Annotated in this window: 24 protein-coding genes; 13 read left to right on the forward strand and 11 right to left on the reverse strand. The window is 43.9% G+C overall.

The features are described 5' to 3' along the window. The first annotated feature begins 44 nt into the window (after window positions 1-44). Window positions 45-785: an LPS export ABC transporter ATP-binding protein gene (lptB, locus tag GGE08_RS06995; protein WP_179384181.1), complete on the forward strand. Its 741-nt coding sequence runs from the start codon at window positions 45-47 to the stop codon at window positions 783-785. A 4-nt stretch (window positions 786-789) separates the two neighbouring features. Here lptB and GGE08_RS07000 read toward each other — a convergent pair whose 3' ends face one another. Together GGE08_RS07000 and GGE08_RS07005 are read right to left on the reverse strand one after the other, a co-directional pair. Continuing rightward, the gene (locus GGE08_RS07000) at window positions 790-1248 is read right to left on the reverse strand and encodes a PH domain-containing protein (RefSeq protein WP_179384182.1); all 459 of its coding nucleotides are present in this window, start codon (window positions 1246-1248) and stop codon (window positions 790-792) included. Beyond that, window positions 1226-1957, reverse strand: coding sequence for a CDP-alcohol phosphatidyltransferase family protein (locus GGE08_RS07005; protein WP_179384183.1), 732 nt, complete (start codon window positions 1955-1957; stop codon window positions 1226-1228). Before GGE08_RS07005 ends, GGE08_RS07000 begins: the two co-directional genes overlap by 23 nt. A 103-nt stretch (window positions 1958-2060) precedes the next feature. Between GGE08_RS07005 and GGE08_RS07010 the strand changes: the two genes are divergently transcribed. From GGE08_RS07010 to GGE08_RS07045, 8 genes are all read left to right on the forward strand, one after another. Then, on the forward strand, window positions 2061-3230 hold the full coding sequence (locus GGE08_RS07010) for a DUF4105 domain-containing protein (RefSeq protein WP_179384184.1): 1170 nt from the start codon (window positions 2061-2063) through the stop codon (window positions 3228-3230). 21 nt (window positions 3231-3251) lie between these two features. Further along, window positions 3252-5123 carry an ABC-F family ATP-binding cassette domain-containing protein gene (locus GGE08_RS07015; protein ID WP_179384185.1) on the forward strand — a complete coding sequence of 624 codons (1872 nt, stop codon included), beginning with the start codon at window positions 3252-3254 and terminating at the stop codon, window positions 5121-5123. A gap of 38 nt (window positions 5124-5161) precedes the next feature. After that, window positions 5162-5626: a hypothetical protein gene (locus GGE08_RS07020; protein ID WP_179384186.1), complete on the forward strand. Its 465-nt coding sequence runs from the start codon at window positions 5162-5164 to the stop codon at window positions 5624-5626. 17 nt (window positions 5627-5643) lie between these two features. Further along, window positions 5644-5805 (forward strand): hypothetical protein, encoded by a 162-nt coding sequence (locus GGE08_RS07025; protein WP_179384187.1) that lies wholly within the window; start codon window positions 5644-5646, stop codon window positions 5803-5805. 48 nt (window positions 5806-5853) lie between these two features. After that, entirely contained in the window at window positions 5854-6411 is a 558-nt protein-coding gene (locus GGE08_RS07030) for a cob(I)yrinic acid a,c-diamide adenosyltransferase (RefSeq protein WP_179384188.1), read from the forward strand. Between the two features lie 125 nt (window positions 6412-6536). Continuing rightward, window positions 6537-6761: a DUF2795 domain-containing protein gene (locus tag GGE08_RS07035; protein WP_013551418.1), complete on the forward strand. Its 225-nt coding sequence runs from the start codon at window positions 6537-6539 to the stop codon at window positions 6759-6761. Window positions 6762-6896: 135 nt separating this feature from the next. Continuing rightward, on the forward strand, window positions 6897-10259 hold the full coding sequence (secA, locus tag GGE08_RS07040; protein WP_179384189.1) for a preprotein translocase subunit SecA: 3363 nt from the start codon (window positions 6897-6899) through the stop codon (window positions 10257-10259). A 158-nt stretch (window positions 10260-10417) separates the two neighbouring features. Next, window positions 10418-11638 carry a sensor histidine kinase gene (locus GGE08_RS07045; protein WP_179384190.1) on the forward strand — a complete coding sequence of 407 codons (1221 nt, stop codon included), beginning with the start codon at window positions 10418-10420 and terminating at the stop codon, window positions 11636-11638. A gap of 162 nt (window positions 11639-11800) precedes the next feature. Here GGE08_RS07045 and GGE08_RS07050 read toward each other — a convergent pair whose 3' ends face one another. Next, window positions 11801-12037, reverse strand: a complete 237-nt coding sequence (locus GGE08_RS07050; protein WP_179384191.1) for a hypothetical protein — start codon at window positions 12035-12037, stop codon at window positions 11801-11803. Window positions 12038-12437: 400 nt separating this feature from the next. On the opposite strand from GGE08_RS07050, the gene msrA reads away from it, so the two are divergent. After that, complete coding sequence (gene msrA / locus GGE08_RS07055; RefSeq protein ID WP_179384192.1) at window positions 12438-13133, forward strand: peptide-methionine (S)-S-oxide reductase MsrA; 696 nt, start codon at window positions 12438-12440, stop codon at window positions 13131-13133. Between the two features lie 78 nt (window positions 13134-13211). Here msrA and GGE08_RS07060 read toward each other — a convergent pair whose 3' ends face one another. The 4 genes from GGE08_RS07060 to GGE08_RS07075 all read right to left on the reverse strand — a co-directional run bounded on the left by GGE08_RS07060 (window position 13212) and on the right by GGE08_RS07075 (window position 16337). Continuing rightward, window positions 13212-14660, reverse strand: coding sequence for a hypothetical protein (locus tag GGE08_RS07060; protein ID WP_179384193.1), 1449 nt, complete (start codon window positions 14658-14660; stop codon window positions 13212-13214). Continuing rightward, window positions 14632-15234 (reverse strand): hypothetical protein, encoded by a 603-nt coding sequence (locus GGE08_RS07065; RefSeq protein WP_179384194.1) that lies wholly within the window; start codon window positions 15232-15234, stop codon window positions 14632-14634. Before GGE08_RS07065 ends, GGE08_RS07060 begins: the two co-directional genes overlap by 29 nt. Continuing rightward, window positions 15224-15706: an RNA polymerase sigma factor gene (locus tag GGE08_RS07070; protein ID WP_257023980.1), complete on the reverse strand. Its 483-nt coding sequence runs from the start codon at window positions 15704-15706 to the stop codon at window positions 15224-15226. Before GGE08_RS07070 ends, GGE08_RS07065 begins: the two co-directional genes overlap by 11 nt. Before the next feature lie 205 nt (window positions 15707-15911). Continuing rightward, the gene (locus tag GGE08_RS07075) at window positions 15912-16337 is read right to left on the reverse strand and encodes an Ohr family peroxiredoxin (RefSeq protein WP_179384196.1); all 426 of its coding nucleotides are present in this window, start codon (window positions 16335-16337) and stop codon (window positions 15912-15914) included. 206 nt (window positions 16338-16543) lie between these two features. Here GGE08_RS07075 and meaB point away from each other — a divergent pair, with 206 nt between their 5' ends. The 3 genes from meaB to GGE08_RS07090 are packed head-to-tail and all read left to right on the forward strand — an operon-like array spanning window position 16544 to window position 19438. Continuing rightward, window positions 16544-17587, forward strand: coding sequence for a methylmalonyl Co-A mutase-associated GTPase MeaB (gene meaB / locus GGE08_RS07080; protein ID WP_179384197.1), 1044 nt, complete (start codon window positions 16544-16546; stop codon window positions 17585-17587). Window positions 17588-17622: 35 nt separating this feature from the next. Further along, on the forward strand, window positions 17623-18585 hold the full coding sequence (locus GGE08_RS07085; RefSeq protein ID WP_179384198.1) for a glycosyltransferase family 2 protein: 963 nt from the start codon (window positions 17623-17625) through the stop codon (window positions 18583-18585). Further along, window positions 18566-19438, forward strand: coding sequence for a lysylphosphatidylglycerol synthase transmembrane domain-containing protein (locus tag GGE08_RS07090; protein ID WP_179384199.1), 873 nt, complete (start codon window positions 18566-18568; stop codon window positions 19436-19438). The genes GGE08_RS07085 and GGE08_RS07090 overlap by 20 nt, the downstream gene beginning before the upstream one ends. Here GGE08_RS07090 and GGE08_RS07095 read toward each other — a convergent pair. From GGE08_RS07095 to GGE08_RS07110, 4 genes are all read right to left on the reverse strand, one after another. After that, window positions 19435-21093: a glycosyltransferase family 39 protein gene (locus GGE08_RS07095; RefSeq protein WP_179384200.1), complete on the reverse strand. Its 1659-nt coding sequence runs from the start codon at window positions 21091-21093 to the stop codon at window positions 19435-19437. The genes GGE08_RS07090 and GGE08_RS07095 overlap by 4 nt on opposite strands. Beyond that, window positions 21090-21659, reverse strand: coding sequence for a phosphatase PAP2 family protein (locus tag GGE08_RS07100; protein WP_179384201.1), 570 nt, complete (start codon window positions 21657-21659; stop codon window positions 21090-21092). The genes GGE08_RS07095 and GGE08_RS07100 overlap by 4 nt, the downstream gene beginning before the upstream one ends. After that, entirely contained in the window at window positions 21659-21886 is a 228-nt protein-coding gene (locus GGE08_RS07105; RefSeq protein WP_179384202.1) for a hypothetical protein, read from the reverse strand. The genes GGE08_RS07100 and GGE08_RS07105 overlap by 1 nt, the downstream gene beginning before the upstream one ends. A 132-nt stretch (window positions 21887-22018) precedes the next feature. Further along, complete coding sequence (locus GGE08_RS07110) at window positions 22019-23386, reverse strand: MATE family efflux transporter (RefSeq protein ID WP_179384203.1); 1368 nt, start codon at window positions 23384-23386, stop codon at window positions 22019-22021. Window positions 23387-23419 lie beyond the last annotated feature (33 nt).

Raw genomic sequence — 23419 nt, forward strand, 5'->3', positions numbered from 1 at the left:
AGCATTCGCCAGACAAAGAATATGTTTAGTTTTGGCACATTCCTATGAAGCTACGCGCAGAAAATATCATGAAGGCCTACCGCGGCCGAAAAGTTGTCAAGGGCATTTCCCTAGAGGTCAATCAAGGTGAAATTGTTGGACTTTTGGGTCCCAATGGGGCAGGAAAGACCACCTCTTTCTATATGATCGTGGGATTGATCAAACCCAATGGCGGCCATATTTACCTTGATGGCATGGACATTACCAGTTTTCCCATGTACAAAAGGGCACAGCATGGCATAGGCTATTTGGCGCAGGAAGCATCGGTTTTTCGAAAACTGAGCATCGAAAAAAATATTCTTAGCGTTTTGCAGCTCACCAAATTGAGCAAAAAAGAGCAGCACATGAAAATGGAGTCCCTTATCGATGAGTTTGGTCTGGGACACATCCGCAAAAACCGCGGGGATTTGCTTTCCGGTGGGGAACGTCGTCGTACCGAAATTGCTAGGGCCCTGGCCACAGACCCCAAATTTATTTTGTTGGACGAACCTTTTGCTGGGGTAGACCCCGTAGCGGTTGAAGACATTCAGCGAATTGTGGCACAATTGAAGAACAAGAATATCGGTATTTTGATCACCGACCACAACGTACAGGAAACCTTGGCCATTACCGAACGCTCCTATTTGATGTTCGAAGGTGGTATCCTAAAGGCAGGCGTACCCGAAGAACTCGCCGTGGATGAGATGGTACGTAAAGTGTATTTGGGCCAAAACTTTGAACTGCGCAAAAAGAAGCTCGATTTTTAGATTTTCACTGTTTCTTCTTTTTTAGCTCCACTTGAATGGATGGAGAAAGGCGCTTCAGATGCGCAATGAATCCCATTTTATCTTTCGGGGAGATAATGACACTGCTGTATTTGCCGTAATACACCTCCAATCGGTCCAAAGAGGCTGCTGGTGAACTTATGGGGTTGTTCGACTCCACTATCCTAGTGATATCTTTAATCAGAATGTTTTTTTTGATAAAGAAAAACGAAATTACTGATAGAACTTCATCGGTCACCTCATAAGAAATCGAGAAAAAAAGGGCAACAAAGCCGAACATTAATCCGAACTGGAGCACTACGCCTGTAAGACTAGCTTTTTCAAAAGTGCTCACAAATAGTATTGCAAAAATCAAAATTATGGGAACAAGCAACTCCAATCCAACTTTGGATGGATAAACAACTTTATTCCCTTCCTGATTGCTATGCAGTTTTCCCTCCTCCATCGACCAATGACATCAAAATATACACGAAAACAATCACTGGAATCGCCAAAAAACGAAGGGTCAGCAGTAACACCAAGCTCCCGATGATGAACAAATAACGAATTCCATTTTCCTTAAAGCTCCAATTTTTGAACTTGAGGGCAAACAGTTTAACGGACGAATTCAGCAGATACGAACTCACAACCGTCAAAATCACCAAAAACCATGGATTAAGTATGATGTTGTTCAACGCTTCATTGTTGTGGTACAAGAGTATCATGGGCAAAGACAGGATCAAAATCGCATTGGCAGGTGTCGGCAGTCCCACAAAAGACGAAACCTGATTTTCGTCCACATTGAATTTGGCCAAACGGTAGGCCGAAGCCAGGGTTATGGCAAAGCCCACGAAGGGTAATAGGGTAATATCGGCATCATGACCAATAAACCCAAGGTTCCATCCGCCCCGCTCCGCCATGCTCAATAATTGAAACATGACCACTCCCGGCACCAAACCGCTGGTAATCACATCCGCCAAGGAATCGAGTTGTACACCGATCTCGCTCTGTACCTTCAAGGCCCGTGCAGCCAATCCATCAAAAAAATCAAAGAAAATCCCGATAAACACGAACAATGCGGCCCACTCCAAATGATTGAGCACTGCAAATACCGTGGCAATACAACCGCTCATCACGTTGAGCAAGGTCAGGAAATTGGGAATATAGGACTTCATGTATCTTAAGATTTTCGTAAAAATAAAGGAAAAATTGAACTGTGGGCCACTTACTACGGAAGGTGCCGTTTTTATTCAGATATTTGCCCTGATAAAAACCAAAATGAATCGAAAACTCCAACTTTTAGTATTTTTCTTCGCTTTAGGAAATTTCCTTTTTTCCCAAACACCTACACTTACGGAAAATGCAAAAGTAAGCGTGATCACTTGCGCTTCGGGGGACGCACTGTACTCCGCTTTTGGGCACACCGCATTTCGGGTGCAGGACACGGCCTTGGGCATCGATGTGGTATACAACTATGGTACGTTTGATTTTGAACAGCCCAATTTTTATCTCAATTTTACCAAAGGTAAAATGATCTATTCCCTTTCCCGCAGGAGTTTTGAGGCGTTCCTCTACGAATATGAACTGGAAAAAAGATGGGTGAAGGAACAGATTTTGGATTTGACCGTAGCGCAGCGCAATCAGCTTCTCCTATTTTTTGAGGAAAACTACCTGCCCGAAAACCGGGATTATCTCTACGACCCCCTACTAAACAATTGCTCCAGCATCACGGGCGATATTTTAAAGGAACAGTTTGGGGACGCCATTGTATTTGATGGCTCCTATCTGGAAAAACAATACACCTTTAGACAATTGGTACGCCAGTTTTTGGATATGAATTCTTGGTCCATGTTCGGAATCGACTTGGCTTTTGGGTCACCCGTAGACCGAAAGGCTACCGTTCAGGAGCATATGTTTTTGCCCTACTATACCATGGAGCAATTGCGGCACACTACTTTTAATGGCAAGCCCATTGTGCAAAGGGAACGCAACATTTTGGATTATAACGAACATTTACAAAGGGGATTTTTTCCCTTGTCTCCCTTGTTTTGGTTTATCTTATTGCTGGCATTCACGGGCATCATCACCTATTTTGATTTTAAACACAAGGCGCGCAGTCGGTGGCTGGATTTTTCACTCTTGTTCATTACCGGATTGGCAGGCACCTTTTTGTTTCTGCTTTGGGTGGCTGCGGACCATACCTCCACCCCCTATAATTACAATATTTTATGGGCGTTTCCTATCAACCTAATAGTCTCTTTCACCCTATTGTTTCAAGATAAGGTTCCGCAATGGAGCCCAAAATATTTTATGTTAGCTCTTGGGTTGATGGCGATCATGCTCCTCCTTTGGATACTAAAGGTGCAGATTTTTTCTCCCGTACTGATTCCGTTACTTTTGACCCTGGCCATACGATACGTGTACCTCATCAGGTATTCCAAATTGTAAGAAGGTCCTCAAACCATACTCATGAATCTACTCACGGTCGAAAACATATCAAAATCCTACGGAGAGCTGGTGCTCTTCTCAGATATTTCCTTTGGAATCAACAAAGACCAAAAAATAGCCCTTATCGCCAAAAATGGGAGCGGAAAAACATCCATTCTCAATATCATGTCGGGGAAGGACACCTCCGAAACGGGACAGGTCACCACCCGAAAGGGCATCAAAATCTCTTTTTTGGAACAGGAACCCGACCTGAACCCGAATTTGACCGTTGAGCAGACCATTTTTACCACCGACAACGAGATCCTGAAGGTGATCGCCGCTTATGAAAAGGCGGTGGAGAACCCGGACAACACCACCCAATACCAAAAGGCCTTTGAGGCCATGGAGCGACTCAATGCCTGGGATTTTGAAACACAGTACAAACAAATTCTTTTCCAGTTGCAGCTTTCTGACCTTAATGCGAAGGTGAGCACCCTTTCCGGAGGACAAAAAAAGCGATTGGCACTGGCCAATGCGCTGCTCAACAAACCCGACCTATTGATTCTGGACGAGCCGACCAACCATCTGGACCTTGAAATGATCGAATGGTTGGAAGCCTATTTTGCCAAGGAGAGCATTACCCTTTTTATGGTGACACACGATCGCTATTTTTTGGATAGGGTGTGCAACGAAATATTGGAACTGGACAACAACCAACTCTACACCTACAAAGGCAACTATTCCTACTATTTGAACGAAAAGGAGGCACGCATGGAACGTGAGGCCGTGGAGCAGCAAAAGACCAAAATGCTGTACAAAAAAGAGTTGGAATGGATGCGAAGACAACCCAAAGCACGTACCACCAAGTCCAAATCGCGTATTGATGACTTTGCTGAAATCAAACAACGGGCCCATCAAAGGCGCAAGGACCACGAAGTGCAGTTAGAACTGAACATGGAACGTCTGGGAAGCAAGATTTTGGAGCTTCACAATATCTCCAAATCTTATGGGGACAAAACCATTCTGAACAAGTTCGATTACAATTTCACCAAAGGTGAACGTGTGGGCATTATCGGAAAAAATGGAACAGGGAAATCCACCTTTTTGAATATCATTACCCAACAGGAAAGTGTGGAAGGTGGTAAAGTGGTGGTCGGGGACACCGTAAAATTTGGTTACTATACCCAAAAGGGTATTCCCAACAAGGAAGGGCAAAAAGTAATTGATGTAATCCGTGAGTTTGGGGATTACATCCCTTTGAAAAAGGGCAAGCAAATTTCCGCACAACAATTACTGGAACGTTTCCTGTTCGATAGAAAAAAACAATACGATTTTGTGGAAAAACTGAGTGGCGGGGAGCGCAAGCGGCTTTACTTGTGTACCGTGCTCATTCAAAATCCCAACTTTTTGATTCTGGATGAACCCACCAACGATTTGGACATTGTTACCCTGAATGTGCTCGAAAGCTTTTTGTTGGATTTTCCGGGCTGCTTGATCGTGGTTTCCCACGACCGCTATTTTATGGACAAAATCGTAGACCACCTATTTGTATTTCGGGGAGAGGGCATTATCGAAGATTTCCCAGGAAATTACTCGGATTACAGGGTGTACGAGAGCAGCAAAGTCAGCGAGGAACGGGAAAACAAGACCACTACCTCCGAAAAGACCGAAAATAATTGGCGGGACACCAGCGGTGGCAAACTTTCCTATTCCGAGCAAAAGGAGTACAAGCAGTTGGAAAAGGACATTCAAAAATTAGAGGAAAAGAAAGAGGCTCTACAGCACAAGTTCACCGACCCTGATTTGGACGGCGATGCCATTGCCAAACTCTCCATCGAGCTCAAAGAAGTTACCGATGCCATAGAGGAAAAAACGGAACGCTGGTTCGAGCTTTCTTCCATTTTAGAAGGATAGCCATGTGGTTCCGATTCGTTTCATATCTGAAATTTTTAATGGTTTCCACCAACCAACATGGTGTGCACTCCCCTTTTGTGTTCCGTTATGTAACGCAGTGTCTTTATGCCAAAAACAAGATGCACAAAAACAGGAGTATCAATGTATTGCTCAAAACCATTGCGTACTTCGGTTTTGAAAAAGTCAGCATCAAAAATAAAACGCAAGTAAAAAAACTCGTCCAACAAACCTTCCCTGAAATTCAATTTGATGGGTATCCCTGCGACCTGCTTTTTGTAGATAAATTGGCGAGTGGAACCTTTCAGCAGCTACTTTCCGAAGGAAAATTGCATAACGACAGTATTATTTTGGTGGATTCCATTCACCGAACAGCGGAAGATTTGGAACAATGGAACCATTTGATAGCCCTCCCAGAAATAACGGTAAGCATCGATATGTTTCATTGCGGCCTGTTGTCCATCCGACGGGAACAGGTAAAAGAACATTTCAGGATTCGGATATAAAACGGTAATTTTAGGGTATGGAAAATGTAGCATCAGATAACACCATTTGGTACGTATTGGGCGTTTTGGGCCTCATTTATTTGATTATTTTGTTCCGTAACAAGAAAGCGACCAAACGCAGAAGGTCCCGAAAGTTCATGGAAGGCAAACGCCAACGCGACAAAGACCGTGACCAATAGCTTCCGATACTTTAACAGCGACAACGTACAACTTACTATCAAAAGAAAATGAAGATATACACCAAGACTGGCGACAAGGGCACCACAGCATTATTTACCGGAACCCGAGTACCCAAGCACCATGCCCGTATAGAAAGTTACGGTACCATGGATGAGCTCAACTCTCATTTGGGTTTGCTTCGCGATCAGAATATCGACGAGCATTCCAAAAAAACACTCACCCTGATCCAAGAAAAGCTATTTACCGTCGGTTCCATATTGGCCACGGAGCCCAAAAAGGACAATAGATTAAAGATACCTCGCATTAGTTCAGAAGATATTGAGTTTTTGGAGCAAGAAATGGATAGCATGAACGAAGAACTACCAGAAATGACACATTTTATCCTTCCCGGTGGCCACACCACCGTGTCATACTGTCATATCGCCAGGACCGTTTGCCGTCGAGGCGAGCGAATGATTTCCTATCTACATGAAAATGAACCGGTTCCAGATAACGTTTTGTCGTACATCAACCGACTTTCGGATTATTTGTTCGTACTGGCACGCAAGTTGTCAAAGGATTTGAAAGCCCAAGAGGTCAAATGGATTCCAGAGAAGTTGGACTGAGAAAATCACTTTTTTGACCCAAATGTTTTGCCAACAATAAAATAATTTTTAAATAATACTGTTTTTACTTGGCAAATTGGGTTTAAAAATTATTTTTGCAAAAAATTTAAAATCAAACCGTTACTATGTACTGGACTTTAGAATTAGCTTCATATTTAAGTGATGCGCCTTGGCCAGCAACCAAAGACGAGCTGATAGATTACGCCATTCGTACAGGAGCACCGTTGGAAGTTGTAGAGAATTTACAATCTATGGAAGAAGAGGGTGGCGAAATATACGAGTCGATTGAAGAAATCTGGCCCGACTATCCTACCGAGGAAGATTACCTCTGGAACGAGGATGAATATTAAAATTGAAACACATAAACCACGTTAAAAAGTCTCTTTTGAGGCTTTTTTTTATGTAATTTTGACAGCCTAGCGAAAGATTTTCATCGCAATCCCATCGATGGAACAACTTTTGACAATCAATAGAAAACATATTTCATGAGTTTTATTAATTCCGTACTAAAGGTATTTGTAGGAGACAAATCGGAGAAGGATGTGAAATCCCTGCAACCTTTGGTGAAAGAAATCAAATCCTTTGAGCAGCAGCTGGAAGGATTGTCACATGACGAACTGAGACAGAAAACAGCCGAATTCAAGGCCCGAATAGCCGAAGACTGCAAAGAAATCAATAACAAAATAGCCGAGTTACAGGCAGAGGTCGAAAACTCCAACGACATTGACCGTAACGAAGAGATTTATTCCGAAATCGACAAACTCAACGAGGAAGCCTACAAAATTTCGGAAAAAACCCTGAACGATATACTTCCAGAAGCCTTTGCCGTGGTCAAGGAAACCGCAAAACGATTTGCGGCCAACGAAACCCTAACGGTCACTGCAAGCGAATTTGATCGCATGCTATCCGGTGATAAGGATTATGTGACCTTGGAAGGCGATAAAGCAGTTTGGCAAAACTCATGGGATGCCGCAGGCAAGGAAGTGACCTGGGATATGGTGCATTACGATGTTCAGCTGATCGGTGGTATAGCCCTGCACCAAGGAAAAATTGCCGAAATGCAAACAGGTGAGGGTAAAACATTGGTAGCCACCCTCCCACTCTATTTGAACGCATTGGCAGGAAAAGGTGCCCACTTGGTGACGGTAAACGATTACCTCGCCAAAAGGGACAGCGCTTGGATGGCCCCTATTTTTGAGTTCCATGGGCTTTCCGTGGACTGCATCGATAAGCACCGACCCAATTCCGATGGAAGAAGGGCCGCCTACAATGCCGATATTACCTACGGTACCAACAACGAGTTTGGTTTTGATTATCTGAGGGACAACATGGCGCATACTCCAGATGATTTGGTACAGCGCCCGCACCACTACGCCATTGTGGATGAGGTGGATTCGGTATTGATAGATGATGCCCGTACCCCTTTGATCATCTCGGGTCCGGTTCCAGAAGGTGACCGACATGAGTTCAATGAGCTAAAGCCCCAAGTTGCCGACATTGTGCAAAAGCAACGCCAGCACCTGACAGGCGTATTGGCCGAGGCCAAAAAATTGATCAAGGAAGGCAACACCAAAGAAGGAGGCTTTCTTTTACTTCGCGTGCATCGCGGACTTCCGAAAAACAAGGCACTCATCAAGTTTTTGAGCGAAGAGGGCGTGAAGCAACTGCTTCAAAAGACCGAAAATTTTTACATGCAGGACAACAATAGGGAAATGCCCAAAGTGGACGAAGACCTATTGTTCGTTATCGATGAAAAGAACAACCAAATCGAATTGACCGATAAAGGGGTGGAATACATCTCCGACGATCAGGACAAGGAATTCTTTGTGATGCCCGATATTGGAAGTGAGATTGCAAAAATCGAGAACCAAGGTCTGGAAATCGAAAAAGAAGCGGAGCTCAAGGAAGAACTCTTCAAGGATTTTGCCGTTAAGAGCGAACGCATCCACACCATGACCCAATTGTTGAAAGCCTACACCCTTTTTGAAAAAGACGTGGAGTATGTGGTGATGAACAACAAGGTAATGATCGTGGATGAACAAACCGGTCGTATCATGGACGGGCGTCGATACTCCGATGGTCTCCACCAAGCCATTGAGGCCAAGGAGAACGTAAAAATCGAGGCGATGACCCAGACCTTTGCCACCATCACCCTTCAGAACTATTTTAGAATGTACAACAAGCTATCCGGTATGACGGGTACAGCGGTGACAGAAGCAGGTGAATTTTGGGAAATCTATGAGTTGGACGTAATGGAAATCCCAACCAACCGACCCATCGCCCGTGACGACAGGCACGATTTGATCTACAAGACCAAACGCGAAAAATACAATGCCATCATAGACGAGGTTACCAAACTATCGCAGGCCGGTAGGCCCGTTTTGATTGGTACTACTTCTGTTGAAATTTCAGAGTTGCTGTCCAAATTGTTGAGCGTACGCAAAGTGCCGCACAACGTATTGAACGCAAAGCTCCACAAAAAAGAGGCGGATATCGTTGCCGAAGCTGGTAAGGCTGGAGTGGTGACCATCGCCACCAACATGGCCGGTAGGGGTACCGATATTAAATTGTCCCCAGAGGTGAAAGAAGCCGGTGGTTTGGCCATTATTGGTACGGAACGCCACGATTCCAGACGTGTGGACAGGCAGCTCAGAGGTCGTTCCGGACGTCAAGGAGACCCCGGTAGTTCCCAATTCTATGTCTCGCTGGAAGATAATTTGATGCGTTTATTTGGATCGGACCGTGTGGCCAAAATGATGGACCGCATGGGCTTGGAAGAAGGTGAAGTAATCCAACATTCCATGATGACCAAATCCATAGAGCGTGCCCAGAAAAAAGTAGAGGAAAACAACTTTGGTATCCGTAAGCGTTTGTTGGAATATGATGATGTAATGAACGCGCAGCGAGAGGTCATTTACAAACGAAGACGCCATGCCTTGGAAGGGGAACGCCTCAAAGTGGATATCGCCAACATGATATACGATACCTGTGAGGCCATAGCCGAGACCAACAAAATGGCAGATGACTTCAAGAACTTCGAGTTTGAGCTCATCAAATACTTCTCCATTACATCACCGATAAGTGAAGAAGAGTTCAAAAGAATGAGTTTCCAGCAGATTGCCATGAAAATCAATGACGAGGCCTATGCTTTCTACAAGCAAAAGATGGAGCGTAGCGCCAGTGTGGCATTCCAGGTCATTAAAAAGGTATACGAGGACGAATCCAATAAATTCGAACGCATTGTGGTGCCTTTCACCGATGGTATCAAATCGCTGAATGTGGTGACCAATTTGGAAAAGGCGTACAATACCAATGGTAAGCAGTTGATTACCGATTTCGAGAAAAACATCACACTGGCAATCATCGATGATTCTTGGAAAACACACTTGCGCAAAATGGATGAGTTGAAACAATCCGTGCAATTGGCCGTCCATGAGCAAAAAGATCCTTTGTTGATTTATAAGTTTGAGGCTTTTGAACTTTTCAAGGAGATGATGGACAAGGTGAACCGTGAGGTCATCTCTTTCCTTTTCAAAGGGGAACTGCCTTCCGAGAACACCAATCAAATCCAAGAAGCACGTGCGGCACGCCGTCCAAAGGAAAATCTTCAGACCACGAAGGAAGAAATTCCCAATAGCGACGAATTAGCGGCCCAGAATAGAGCTGCCGGTCAAACCCAAGGACAACGTCCACAGGTTACGGAAACCATTGTTCGGGAAAAACCGAAAATTGGTAGAAACGAGAGGGTAACCATTAAAAATGTAATGTCGGGCGAAAGCAAGACCGTGAAATATAAACAGGCCGAACCCTTAATAGACAAAGGGGAATGGGTACTGGTCAACGACTAGTGAAAGCCTTCAAAACACACAAAGTGGCAGTTATTATAGCTGCCACTTTTTTTATATCAAAAACATAATTAGATTTACAGCTTGAAACACCCCAACAAGCAGCTCTACCACACACCATTCAACCTATTTTGTGGTCAGGGCACATTCACGCGCAGCATATGAAAGTTCCTAGAAAGGATACATATCGATTACAAGATAAGATTGATTTGATACTCAAGGTAAACTACAATTCATCATTCTTTGCTGCCATTTTCGGATTGGTGTGCTATTTCTTTTTGCATATTGAAGGGGTGATTCCCTACACTTTTCTGGCGTATGCCTTTATCAATATAGTGAACACACTTTTGTACAAGCAACATCAAAAATTGGTGCTTACCTATAATTTAACCTCTATCCTATCCATGTTAGGGGCCGTGGTGATTACCATGTACAGTGGAGGTATCAAAAGTCCGTTCATTTTTGTTTTGGCCATTATTGTTTTTGCCGGATATGTCACCACCAAAGTTTTTGGCCAATTGTACCTCATTTTGAACCTTGCGGTACTCACCTTGTTATTCCTTTATGAAATCGGGGACTTTAAAATATCGCAGAACACCGTACCAGAAGCATCCCAAACCTGGTTTGCCTATTTGAGTGCAGTATTTGCCGTGTACCTTTTGGGAGGCGTTTTTGGGAAGAACTTGTTAAGGGCCCATCATAAATTGTACAAATCCCGCAACGAGATCCAACTTCGTATCGATGAAAAGGAAACCCTGTTAAAGGAAGTGCACCACCGGGTCAAAAACAACCTACAGACCGTTTCCAGTCTGCTGAGCCTTCAATCGCGTTCCATTGACGACAGTAAGATCAGTAATATCATAAAAAGTAGCCAAAACCGAGTGGTATCCATGGCCATGGTTCACGAAATGCTCTACAAGCGGGACGACTACCTTTCCAAAATTGAACTGGAACCTTATGTGAAGGAATTGTGCGATTATTTGGTACGATCCGTAGAAGGAAGCGGTAGGGACGTTAAAGTGAACTTGGACATCAAAAACTACAAGTTGAGCATCGATACGGTGATTCCATTGGGGCTCATCATCAACGAAACCATTACCAACGCTTTAAAATACGGTATTGTCGAAGTACCGAACGGGGAAATCCATGTTTCCGTTGAAAAAATCAATGAAAACCGCTACAAAATGTACTTGGGCGACAATGGTATCGGGTATTCCGAGGAAATTAACCCTAAAACGTCCAATTCTTTAGGTTTAAAACTTATTTATAACCTCGCTAGGCAGTTGAGGGGCTCCATTACCCGTGACTACTCCAAAAAGGGGACCCACTACACCATCGAATTTGAAGAGGTAATCGAACAATTTAATTCTGTGGATAATTAAGACAAAAAAAGTCGGTGTAAAACACCGACCTTCATCAATACCTATTCCACTATAAACTTAAACTTCTAAAACTTTCTTTCCCGAAAAGAGAAAGCAATACTTGCCAAAACAAAGGCAGTACTTAAAAACAACACGGAAGGTATCAACATTTCCAACATCATATTAAGCTAGTTTAGCTCGGTCCTTCTTCGTTTTGAAAGAAAGCTCTTTTTTGATTCGTGAGTTCTTGAATTTGTACAATCTTGCGGTCTTTCTATCCTTTCTTACTTCTTTGTTAATTTCAACCTTCAACTCAACACCCATGGCAATCGTTTCCACTTTAGCCTCTTTGGATAGATCCTGAGCAGAAGCCATGGTTCCGAAAAAAGTGATTGCGATAATGGTGAAAATTGTCTTCATTGTTCTAATTGTTTTACGATGTAAAATTAATTTCAGCGACAGCCCCAGCCCGATTTCCTTCGCTCAATGACGCCTTTCTTTCGGTGAATACATTTTTTTCGGGTGAAGTGTTTTTTATCCTCGACGAACGTTTTCGACCCCAAAAACAGCACACCGAAGGCATGTGCATTTCATCGATCATATCACTTTTGAAGGATGTGTAACCTATTGAAGTTCAATAGATTATTTGTAAGAAAAAGATTATAATTTGTAAGACTCATGTAGGAAATAACAACAAAAATCTATGTGTGTTGAATAAGATTGGAGAACGACATTGTCTCGATCAAATAGAAGCTTAACAAATTTTAACGGCCATCCGTGTAATAGTTGGTATCTTGATACAACTAAACAAGAAACTAAAATGAATACCGTGAAAACTCCATTTTTAATTCTACTGTTATTGGCATCCATTAGTTGCCAACCCAAAAACAAATCAAACAAAGAAGATGTTGCCAAAAGTGAACCGGCGGAAGCCCAATTGGAAACCAAATTAACGGCCGAGCAATTGCAGGATTACGAGACCGCCTATTTTGCCAGTGGATGCTTTTGGTGCGTGGAGGCCATTTTTGAAAGTGTCAAAGGCGTAAAAGAGGTCTATTCCGGATACGCCGGAGGTACCGAAAAAAATCCGACCTATGAGGAGGTTTCCTATGGAAGGACCACCCATGCCGAAGCCGTAAAGGTGTTTTATGACCCAGAGGTCATTTCTTTTACACAATTGGTTCAGGTATTCTTTGGTTCCCACGATCCCACCACCCTCAACAGACAAGGCCCTGATCGCGGTCCACAATACCGTTCCATTGCCTTTTATAAAAATGATAAGGAAAAAAAGATTATCCAGGATTACATGAACAAGCTGGAAACCGAAAATGTGTATGGCGACCGTCCTATCGTAACGGAGGTGAAAGCTTTTGATACTTTCTACATGGCCGAAGAGTATCATCAAGACTATGAAAAACGTAATCCAAACAATAGTTATATCCGAAATGTTTCAATTCCCAGATTGAACCGTTTCAAGGAAAACTTTCAATCCTACCTAAAGGAAGATGCACATTAATGAAGTGGAGGTAGGTTGTTGCTTGTAGGAGAAAATGCCTATGAGGTTCGAGGTGGTTTGTGGGACTGGCTGTACAAGCTAGTTCTTAAGAACCACCTCGCTGTATTTGGAGTTGATCTTGATGGTTTTCCCATCTGTCTTGTTCAAATGGTAACCCGTATAGGCGTTGCCTCCATTCTTTTTGGTGGATGTCAACTTTAGGGATTTTGGATATTGAAAACCAGAAGTTGTCTCGTTCACCGAAATGGTATAGGGAGTTTCTGGAAGAACACAATCCAACTCCCCATTCTCCACCGAAATATCGATGGTTTGGAACCCATCGGAAACCTGGTCTATGCTCAAGGCACCAAAATTATTCGTCACCAAGGCCTTGCCCACTACTTTTCCGATAACCACGTTGGAGGATACCGAATTCAATCGCAGCTCCTTCACCTCCTTTAAATTGACTTTATCCGAATAATCGGCCCTGAGCCTACCATAGTTCCAGTTCTGTACCACTACCGGGGAGTAGGATACACGAATATCGGTGTTGGCCCCTTCAATGGTAGAAGCAAGCAAGCTTGCGTAGGACAAGCTTGCATTGATGTTTTTGGTGTTTTCGGCAAGTTTCACCTCACCGTGCCTCACGTTCATGTTCAATTTAATGTACTTGGGCATTTTAATGATGATTCGCTTTTTGACCTTGTATTCCTTATGTTTTCCATCAGAAGAAAAATAGAACACATTGGGGCTTCCGTGTATGGTCCTGGCCTCTTCCCGTAGTTGTTTTCTGAGTTCCGCCTGTTCGCTTCTGAGCTCTTCCCTTTGGGCACGAAGTTCTTCGCGCTGCTCCCTCAATTGTTCGTGCATTTCCTCGCGCACCTTTTCACGCTCTTCTCGGAGTTTGTCACGTTCTCCCCTCATCTCTTCCCTTCGGGCGTTGCGCTCCTCGGCCATCTTCTCCATTTCTTCGCCCCATTTTTCAAAGCGCTCCTTATATTCCTTATCAAAGGTTTTCTCAAACTCCTTTTGCCACTCCTTCATATATTTCTCTCCATCCTTTTTATAGGCATCATAGTCAAACTCAATGGGCGGCAGGGGCGGCAAAGGTGGCATGGAAGGCATTACGGCAATTTCTGGAAGCACAATCTCAGGAATTTCCACATTGGCCATAATTTCCGCTACCGATGGCATATCGGGAACACCAATATTTACCGTGTTGAAGTCAAAGGAATAAGGTGATGCCCCTTTGGTACTGACCTCAATTTCCTTGCTATTTCCCATAATCTTCACCAAATCCCTATCAAAATAGGAATCGGCCTCCTTTTTATCCACACCATCCAACTCGATGATAGCGGTGATTTCCACTTCGTCCTTATTCCATGTTTGGAACTCAATGTCCGCATAACTGGTCGTGATGTTCAACTCCGTGTCCTTGTTGACATTGAAAGTTTCTTTGTAGGTTTTGGACTTTTGTTGTGCCATACCGGTAAAACCGACGAGCACAAGCAGCAATCCACTACACCATATTTGATGATTCCTGTTCATTTTTTGATGATTTTAATTGATTTAACTTTGATTTTAATTTTTGCAACAACTGCAACCGTAGCTGTAGGTTGTTCACCAAGGCGCTGATGGTCTGGTCGTTGGGACCCAATTCGTTCAGCTCTTGGTTCAATCGTTGATATTCTTGATTCAGTTCGGCCAAACGTTCCATATAACTGTCCACCAATTCCTTGTTCCCAGGGTCGTCGGCCAAATCGGACAATTGTAGGTTGATGTTGGTCGTGTAGTACGTTTCTATCTTTTTGAGGTCTGGGGACAAATCACCCAATGAAATGCCCTGTACCTCTCCGCTCGGATTGTTCCTATCCACCACCGTCACCTTTTCATCGGGAAGCGGTTTGGTATCCGAACTGGAGAAATAATAAATGGACAACCCAAGTACCACCACCACCGAGGCAGCTATCTGCATCCATAGGGAAAACACCTTTTGTTTTGGAGGGTTTTTGGGGAGTTCCTGCTCCAACTTGGCAAAGAACCGGTCCTCATGTCCCTCTTTCATGGTAAAACCTTGCTCCTCCCTTTCCTTTTCAAACAATTTTCTAAGATCACGTGCCATAAGCCAAATCCTTTAATTTTTCTTTCAGTTGTGCCTTTCCTCTTAAGAGCCTCGTTCTAGATGTTGTTTCCGTTATGTCCAGAATTTCGGAAATCTCACTGTGGTCGTATCCTTCCACTAGAAACAATTGCACTACATATTTATATTTTGGTGCCAGTTCGTCGATGGCTTCCTTGACCTGATCCATGGAGATGCCTTCTTCCACGGACCAATCATCATCCGCAGCGACCTGCATATAATTCTCGTTCAACTCCACCGTTCGTTGGTGTTTCGACTTTAAAAAATCGATACTCCCATTCACCACAATACGTTTCAACCAAGCCCCGAACGTGACATCCCCCTTAAATTGCTCAATCCGCTGAAACGCTTTTATGAACGAATCCTGAAACACATCTTCGGCATCATCAGAATTTTTAAGGAACCGCATGGCCACACAGAACATCCCATCGCAATACTGACGGTACAGTTTCATTTGTGCATGACGGTCGTTTGCCTTGCACTGCTCTACAAGCTCGATATGGAGCGCACTTGGTTCTATGTTCGGTTTTTTTAGTGGTTCTGTACTAAGGACGATGCAAAAAACGCAACGTTGCAAATTAGGTAGTTTTTGGCGCATTTTTAACAAAAAAGCCCCGCTGCACATCACAACGGGGCTCATTTTTAATAGGTTACGCAGTTTATTCGTCCAACATTAAATTTAAGTGAACGGTGATATTATCGCGGGTAGCCTTGCTATACGGGCACATTTCGTGGGCTTCCTTTATAATAGTCTCCCCCATTTCCTTGTCTACCGTAGGCAAATACGTATCCAAGGTCACTTCCAAGAAAAAACCATCCTCTTCCTTATTAAAGGCCACAATGGCCGTTACATTGAAATCCCCAAGGTCGTCAATATTGTGATTTTTGGCTACGGCCTGCACGGCACCGGCATAGCAGGTGGAATAGGCTGCCGCAAAGAGTTCTTCGGGATTGGTGGATTTTGGGTCCGGTTTTCCTTTGGAATTGGGCATGCTTATCGGAAAATCCAAAACACCGTCCTCACTCTTTACATGTCCTGACCTTCCGCCCGTATTGGTGGCCTGGGCCTCAAAAATAGTCTTCATCTTTTAACTGTTTATAGGTTCATAAAAATCGGTTCGTTCAATACAACCGATTGCTGACCGAATAAGGTACCAATTTGTAAGCGGAAGTGTGGAGAAATGGATATTAAATTTTTGTGAAATGGAAATACGGGAAAAGTATGGATTTGTCGCCCCATAGAATCAAACCCATAAAATCTTTATAAATTCGTATAAACCGATGAATCCCTTTGGCAGACGATAAAAAAACACCCGAAAACACCATTTCCAAGATCAAGGCACTCCGAAAACAGGAGCTTTCGGCAGATGCGTTAGCTCAAGGAATATTTGATGGAAACAAAGCCATGCTGGCCAAGGCAATCACGCTTTTGGAGAGCACCAAACCGGAACATGCCGAAAAAGCCAACGCGGTGATCGAAAAATGTTTGTCCAAGCCCAGCCAAAGCATTCGGTTGGGTATCACGGGCGTTCCAGGGGTGGGCAAAAGTTCTTTCATTGAAACCTTGGGAAAAACCTTGACCGAACAAGGCAACAAGGTGGCCGTTTTGGCCGTGGACCCGACCAGCTCGTTGAGCAAGGGGAGCATTTTGGGCGACAAAACCCGAATGGAAACCTTGGCGAAGGACCCCAATGCCTTTATCCGTCCGTCCCCTTCCGGTAGCTCTTTGGGCGGGGTGGCACAAAAAACCCGAGAAAGCATCATGCTCTGCGAGGCTGCAGGGTACAATGTGATTTTAGTGGAAACGGTCGGTGTGGGCCAAAGCGAAATTGCCGTCCACAGTATGGTCGATTTTTTTCTACTGCTGAAATTATCGGGAGCGGGAGACGAACTGCAGGGCATCAAACGGGGCATTATGGAGATGGCCGATGCCATTGCCATCAACAAAGCGGATGGCAGCAATAAGGAACATGCGCAATTGGCCGTAACTGAATTTTCAAGGGCCTTGCACCTATATCCCCCCAAAGCTAATGGTTGGATACCCAAAGTGAAGAAATGCTCTGCGGTAGAAAACACGGGAATCATAGAAATTTGGGAAATGGCACAACGTTTTGTGTCGCACACCAAGGAAAATGGTTTTTTTGAAAAGAACCGGCAGCAACAGAACAAAAATTGGTTCCTACAGACCGTGGATGAATACATTAAGCAATTTTTTCATCAAAAGGAATCCTTTAAAACGGAACAGGCCAAACTGTTGTCGGATATCGAAGCGCATAAAATATCCCCCTTTTATGCTGCAAAAATCCTGTTGGACAAGATTACCAAGGAACTTTAAATAAAAGCAATAAATTTGCACAGATTTTATACCGAATGAGCACCGTTACCGATTCCCTGTTATCCATAGTGGTTCCTTTGTACAACGAGGAGGACAATGTGGTTCTTTTGACCCAGAAGATCAACGAAAGTCTGGAGGGGTACAACTACCAAATTGTTTATGTGGATGACTTTTCCACGGACAAAACGCGCATCAAGGTCAAGGAAATGGACGATAAGAGAGTCCACTTGATCGAACTCAAAAAAAATTATGGGCAGAGTTTGGCCCTTGCTGCCGGAATCGACTATGCCGAAGGCGAATACATTATCACAATGGACGGTGATTTGCAAAACGACCCCTCCGATATTCCGGGCATGCTGGAATATGCCATTGGTGAAGAATATGATCTGGTCACCGGAATACGTCAAAAACGGAAAGACTCCCTTGTTAAAAAAATACCCTCAAAAATCGCCAACTTTTTGGTGCGCAGGGTAACCAAATTGGACATTAAGGACAATGGCTGCGCCCTCAAGGTTTTTACCAAGGATATTGCCAAAAGCCTAAACCTTTATGGGGAAATGCACCGTTTTATTACGCTTTTGGCCCATTTGGAAGGTGCACAGATCAAACAAGTTCCCGTAAAGCACCATGCCAGGCACGCAGGAGTTTCCAAATATGGGTTGGAGCGTGTTTTTAAGGTAGTGGCCGATATGATGCTGTTGCTCTTTATTCGAAAATATTTCCAACGGCCCATTCACTTGTTCGGGATTTTTGGAGTGTTGCTGGTAATCCTTGGAATTTTGATCAATGTGTACCTATTGATCGTCAAACTCGGCTTTGGACAGGATATTGGTACCCGGCCATTGCTTATTTTCGGGATGATGTTCATTGTGGGGGGAATCCAATTGTTTACCATCGGCATTGTAATGGAACTCTTGATCCGTACCTACTACGAATCCCAGCAGAAACGCCCGTATCGCATCAAAAAAATCAGCATAGGTGACGGAAAAGCTGCGTAAAAAAGGTATCACCGCGTTAAAAATTGTGATTAGCGCAGTGCTGATCTACTTTATTTTTACCAAAATAGAGCTGAAAGATGTACTCCAAACGCTAAAAAAAAGCGACCCGCTCTACTTGTCCCTGGCTGTATTGTTTTTCGTATTGTCGAAGGTAATTTCGGCCATTCGGACCAATCTATATTTTCATCAAATTGGAGCACCCCTTACGCAACGGAGCAATCTAAAATTATCCCTGTTGGGGATGTTCTATAACCTGTTTTTGCCAGGTGGGATTGGCGGTGATGCGTACAAGGGCTACGTCGTCCAAAAAGAATATCAACCGGGAACCAAAAAAGTGGTGTCGAGCATACTTTTAGATCGGTTGAGCGGTATGCTCCTGCTTTTTGTGTATGCCTGCTTGCTGGCCATACTATCCAAGAATGCTTTTTTTCAAAAGTTTTACGGCCTGTTTATAGCAGCCATTCCCCTGAGCATTGTGGTGTTCTGGTTCGTGAATAAGACCTTTTTTACGTCGATTCTACCCGTTTTTTGGAAATCTTTGGGGTTTTCGGCCATGGTACAAATGGCTCAGCTCATCAGTGTTTTGTTTATTCTGAAGGCCTTGTCCGTTAGTTTGGACACCGTCGAGTACTTGTTTGTATTTCTGGTTTCTTCCATTGTATCGGTCATTCCTTTGACCATTGGAGGTATTGGAAGTCGGGAAGTCACTTTTTTATATGGCGCCAAATGGTTGGGGTTAGATGAAAGCACTTCCATTGGGGTCAGTTTTGCTTTCTTTTTGATTACCGCCCTGATTTCTCTTTTTGGAGTCATCTATCATTTTAAAAAGCCAAAACTGGAATCCGTGGCCTAGTCCAAATGCACCAAATGCATATTGTTCAATTTTTCCTCCCTTGTGTTGAGGTTCAAAAATTTGATTTGTAAACGGGTAATTCGGAATTGATCTACCGTAATTTGATTATCCCAGGTCATACCTTTTTGCTTCAACTGTTGCAGTTCATCATCCGTGGCATAGACCCAAACATCACTTTTGTTGGCAATTTCGTCCAGCGAGGTGATTTGAACCGGTTTTTTGTTATAGAAATCCAGCGACCATGAATATCGTTCCGAAATCTTGTAAATCCTGTCCACTGGAATCTGTTTCTCTTCAACTATGGCGGCCATATTGGAGCCGCCTTGGTATTCGAGCAGTTTGGGATAAAAATGGGCATTCATAAATCCATTCAACAGTACCGAGCTCCATAAAGCAACCGTAGCAATTTTTGTATATGGAGTATCTTTTTGTAGGATGATGTAACCAACCGTACCAATGGCTATTAGCAACAGCACATAACCGTACCAATGTTCCAATTGGAACACTAAAAAACTGATCAATACCATAAAGATGACCACCAACCCCAATATAAAATATTGGATGCCCAGAATCACCTTTGCCATTTTCTCTTGTTCCTTTTGATGCAGCATATATAAAAATCCTGCCGACAGGATGGCGTACAGTGGCATGAGGATGTTCATGTAGTGGGGCAATTTGAACTGTGCAAAACTGATGAGGAGGAACAAAATCGAAATTCCGCCCACGGTCAAAAATTCCAAATTTGGACGGTAGGAGAACTTGACCTTCCAAAAGGCCTTGACCTTCATCCAATACCCCAATAAGGCGAGTACGGTCCACGGCAGGAACACCCACAAAAACGTATGGAAGAAAAAGAAAAAGTCGCTACTGTTCTTCCCTATCCCCTCTCCGCTCATCCGTTCGAAGCTCTGCTCCCAAAAAATAAAAAAGATACCACTGCGGTTGTCCTTTCCGCGAATCACTTTCTCAGGATGCAAATCAAATTGATGGTAATAGGCATACAGCATGGGCGAAATGGTCAAAGCAAATACCAAAATCGCCACAACAACCTTCCAATGTAGCAATGATTGCCACTTTCGGGTATACGCCAAATGACAGAGCAGCGATATCCCGATGACCACCAAGGCAATCTGCCCTTTGGTGGAAAACGCCATGCCAGCCCCAAAGGCACCTAGAGCGATGCTTTTTAGGGTATTTTTCTCTACATAGGTAACCAGTTGCCAAATGGAGAAAATGGCAAATCCGGTCAAAACAGCATCGGTACGTACATCGAGATTGGCCAATACGATGGTTTGGGCCGTCATAAAAATCAAAGCGGCCAATCGTCCCACATCCTTGTTATACAGTAATTTTCCCAGGCCGTAGCAGCTGTAGGCACCCAATAAGGTCGACAAAATACCGGGAATACGGTAAGCCCAATCGTGGATACCGAACAATTTGTACGAAAGTGCGGCCAACCAATAATGCATGTGGGGCTTATCCAGATACTCTTCGGGCCCTTTGAACAGGCTTAAAAAATCATTTTCCTGCACCATGCGCATCGCCATTACGGCAAATTGGGCCGAATCGTTTTCCATTAAGGTGACGAACATCCCAATGATGTACACCAATACAATCAGTGCCAAGTAAAACCAGTATCGCGTGGTGGATATCATACCCCTGTTTTTTGGAAAGCAAATATAGCCAACTTGGCCCATAACCACCCGAACAGGGAACCTACCAAAGCGCCGGTAAGCACATCCAACGGATAGTGTACGCCAATGTAAATTCGGCTATAGGCCACCACACAGGCCCAAAGCAACAACACCCAAGAAATGTACTTTACCTTGTTCCTGAACATCACGGTAAAGAAAATAGCGGGTCCAAACGAATTGGCTGCATGGGCGGAAAAATACCCGAACTGTCCGCCACAATAGCTTTTCACCAAACGCATGGCTGGACTTACCTCAAGGTCATGACAAGGCCGCAATCGACCTACGCCATATTTAAAAAAGTTGGATAGTTGGTCCGTACAGGTAATCAGCAGGGCAATGGATACCAAAACAATTCCCGTTCCCTTCCAGCCAAAGCTTCGATATGACAAATAGAGCAATAGCAGATAAAGTGGAGCGGAATTTCGGGTGGTGGTCATGAACATCCAAAAGCCGTCCCAAGTTTCGGTTCCCAATCCGTTGAGAAACAAAAACAGTTCCTTATCGTATTGCAGTAGTTGCTCCAGCATCAAGAATCGTATCTGGAGACTTCCCGATCATAAAACGCGGTAGCCGCCTCGATCAAGCTTTCCGCTTCTTCCATCAAATCGGCCTCGTCCTCCTTGGAGAACTCTTCCATCCATTCCACCTCATCATTTTCCAAATTGATGATAAAGCGTGGGTATTCGGTATGGACAATAAAGATGGCATCCGGATGATCCGTATTGTCGGCCAATAAAAATTTAGGTAGTTCCATGTGCTCGTATTTTGATTTCCAATATGAAATCTAATATTTTATATTTTTTAAGGCGTCATGTTGAACTCGTTTCAACATCACATATATTTTCATTTTGTAATGAGACCCTGAGACAAGCTCAGGGTGCCGAAACTATTCTTCAATCAATTTCTTGGTCAAGAAGTTAAATCGAAGATACAACATTACGGCCGATGCGGTTAGCCCCGACAACAATCCAATCCAAATGCCCGTACTTTCAAAACGGGTATGCAAGCCCAAATAGTAACTGATAGGGAAACCAATCAACCAGTAGGCCACAAAGGTGATGAAAGTAGGTATCTTCACATCTTGCAAACCCCGTAATGCACCCAAAACCACGACCTGTAGGCCATCGGAAATCTGAAAAAAGGCCGCTACCAAAAGTAGCTCGGCTGCTACAATGATCACTTCTGCGTTATCGGCTTGGTTGACAATATCGTCCACGTCCAAATAAATGGTAGGGAACCAATGCCTTCCCAACAAGAAAATAGCCGCGAAGGCCACTTCCAAAATCAGGGTCAGGAAAAAAATGGATTCCGCAATACGCTTTAATTCCTTGTGGTTACGCAGTCCTTTTTGATTGCCCACACGAACCATGGCCGCCACGCTGAGGCCCATGCCCACCATAAAGGTCATACTGCTCAGGTTCAAGGCAATTTGGTTGGCCGCTTGGGCATTTTTACCCAACACCCCACTCAACCAGATGGCCGCAGTAAAGATGGCCACCTCAAAAAACATTTGCAGGGCCGAGGGAAAACCAAGACTTATGATTTTTTTCATCACCCTATTCTCAATTTCCTTAAAATTGAAATGGGTCACATAGGATTCAAATTTCTTCTTTCGCTTCAACAGATACCAAATAAAGGCCACCATAATCACACGCGAGGCCAAGGTACCTATTGCAGCACCAACAATACCTAGTTTCGGGAATCCGAAGGAACCAAAAATGAACAAATAATTTAAGGTGATGTTCACCACATTGGCCAATATGGTCGCATACATGGGGTATTTGGTCTGGGAAAGTCCCTCAGAAAACTGCTTAAATGCTTGAAAAATAATCAGCGGCACCAACGAAAAAGCGACCAAATCCAAATAGGGTAATGCCAATTCCACCACTTCGGGAGGTTGCTTCATGTGATGCATCAACGGTTTGGCCAGCAAAATGAGCCCAAAAAGGGACAGTCCCAATAAAGTGCAAAGCACCAAACCATGTTTTAGGGCACTTTTCCCGGCAGCTTGGTCCTTGGCGCCATCCGCTTCGGCCACCAAAGGGGTGATGGCCGTGGAAAAACCGATTCCGAGTGACATCGCAATAAAAACAAAACTGTTTCCCAAAGAAACGGCAGCCAGTTCGGCCGTTCCCAATTGCCCTACCATGATATTGTCCGCAAAGGCCACAAAAGTGTGCCCCAACATTCCCAAAATCACGGGATACGACAGTTTTAGATTATAGGCAAATTCCTTGGTGTAGTTTTGAAACACGGCGATTACTTAAAAAGGATGGCAAATATAGCT

It is taken from the genome of Allomuricauda sp. ARW1Y1, from assembly GCF_013407935.1.
Taxonomy (GTDB): domain Bacteria; phylum Bacteroidota; class Bacteroidia; order Flavobacteriales; family Flavobacteriaceae; genus Flagellimonas.

Coding starts and splice junctions, on each gene's coding strand:
- GGE08_RS07035 (WP_013551418.1), top strand. CDS start 6,537: ATGTACTGGACTTTAGAATTAGCTTCATATTTAAGTGATGCGCCTTGG.
- GGE08_RS07065 (WP_179384194.1), bottom strand. CDS start 15,234: ATGGCACGTGATCTTAGAAAATTGTTTGAAAAGGAAAGGGAGGAGCAA.
- GGE08_RS07045 (WP_179384190.1), top strand. CDS start 10,418: ATGAAAGTTCCTAGAAAGGATACATATCGATTACAAGATAAGATTGAT.
- GGE08_RS07105 (WP_179384202.1), bottom strand. CDS start 21,886: ATGGAACTACCTAAATTTTTATTGGCCGACAATACGGATCATCCGGAT.
- secA (WP_179384189.1), top strand. CDS start 6,897: ATGAGTTTTATTAATTCCGTACTAAAGGTATTTGTAGGAGACAAATCG.
- GGE08_RS07000 (WP_179384182.1), bottom strand. CDS start 1,248: ATGGAGGAGGGAAAACTGCATAGCAATCAGGAAGGGAATAAAGTTGTT.
- GGE08_RS07075 (WP_179384196.1), bottom strand. CDS start 16,337: ATGAAGACTATTTTTGAGGCCCAGGCCACCAATACGGGCGGAAGGTCA.
- GGE08_RS07070 (WP_257023980.1), bottom strand. CDS start 15,706: ATGAAACTGTACCGTCAGTATTGCGATGGGATGTTCTGTGTGGCCATG.
- GGE08_RS07085 (WP_179384198.1), top strand. CDS start 17,623: ATGAGCACCGTTACCGATTCCCTGTTATCCATAGTGGTTCCTTTGTAC.
- GGE08_RS07100 (WP_179384201.1), bottom strand. CDS start 21,659: ATGCTGGAGCAACTACTGCAATACGATAAGGAACTGTTTTTGTTTCTC.
- GGE08_RS07060 (WP_179384193.1), bottom strand. CDS start 14,660: ATGAACAGGAATCATCAAATATGGTGTAGTGGATTGCTGCTTGTGCTC.
- GGE08_RS07025 (WP_179384187.1), top strand. CDS start 5,644: ATGGAAAATGTAGCATCAGATAACACCATTTGGTACGTATTGGGCGTT.
- GGE08_RS07015 (WP_179384185.1), top strand. CDS start 3,252: ATGAATCTACTCACGGTCGAAAACATATCAAAATCCTACGGAGAGCTG.
- GGE08_RS07050 (WP_179384191.1), bottom strand. CDS start 12,037: ATGAAGACAATTTTCACCATTATCGCAATCACTTTTTTCGGAACCATG.
- GGE08_RS07095 (WP_179384200.1), bottom strand. CDS start 21,093: ATGATATCCACCACGCGATACTGGTTTTACTTGGCACTGATTGTATTG.
- GGE08_RS07030 (WP_179384188.1), top strand. CDS start 5,854: ATGAAGATATACACCAAGACTGGCGACAAGGGCACCACAGCATTATTT.
- lptB (WP_179384181.1), top strand. CDS start 45: ATGAAGCTACGCGCAGAAAATATCATGAAGGCCTACCGCGGCCGAAAA.
- GGE08_RS07005 (WP_179384183.1), bottom strand. CDS start 1,957: ATGAAGTCCTATATTCCCAATTTCCTGACCTTGCTCAACGTGATGAGC.
- msrA (WP_179384192.1), top strand. CDS start 12,438: ATGAATACCGTGAAAACTCCATTTTTAATTCTACTGTTATTGGCATCC.
- GGE08_RS07010 (WP_179384184.1), top strand. CDS start 2,061: ATGAATCGAAAACTCCAACTTTTAGTATTTTTCTTCGCTTTAGGAAAT.
- GGE08_RS07020 (WP_179384186.1), top strand. CDS start 5,162: ATGGTTTCCACCAACCAACATGGTGTGCACTCCCCTTTTGTGTTCCGT.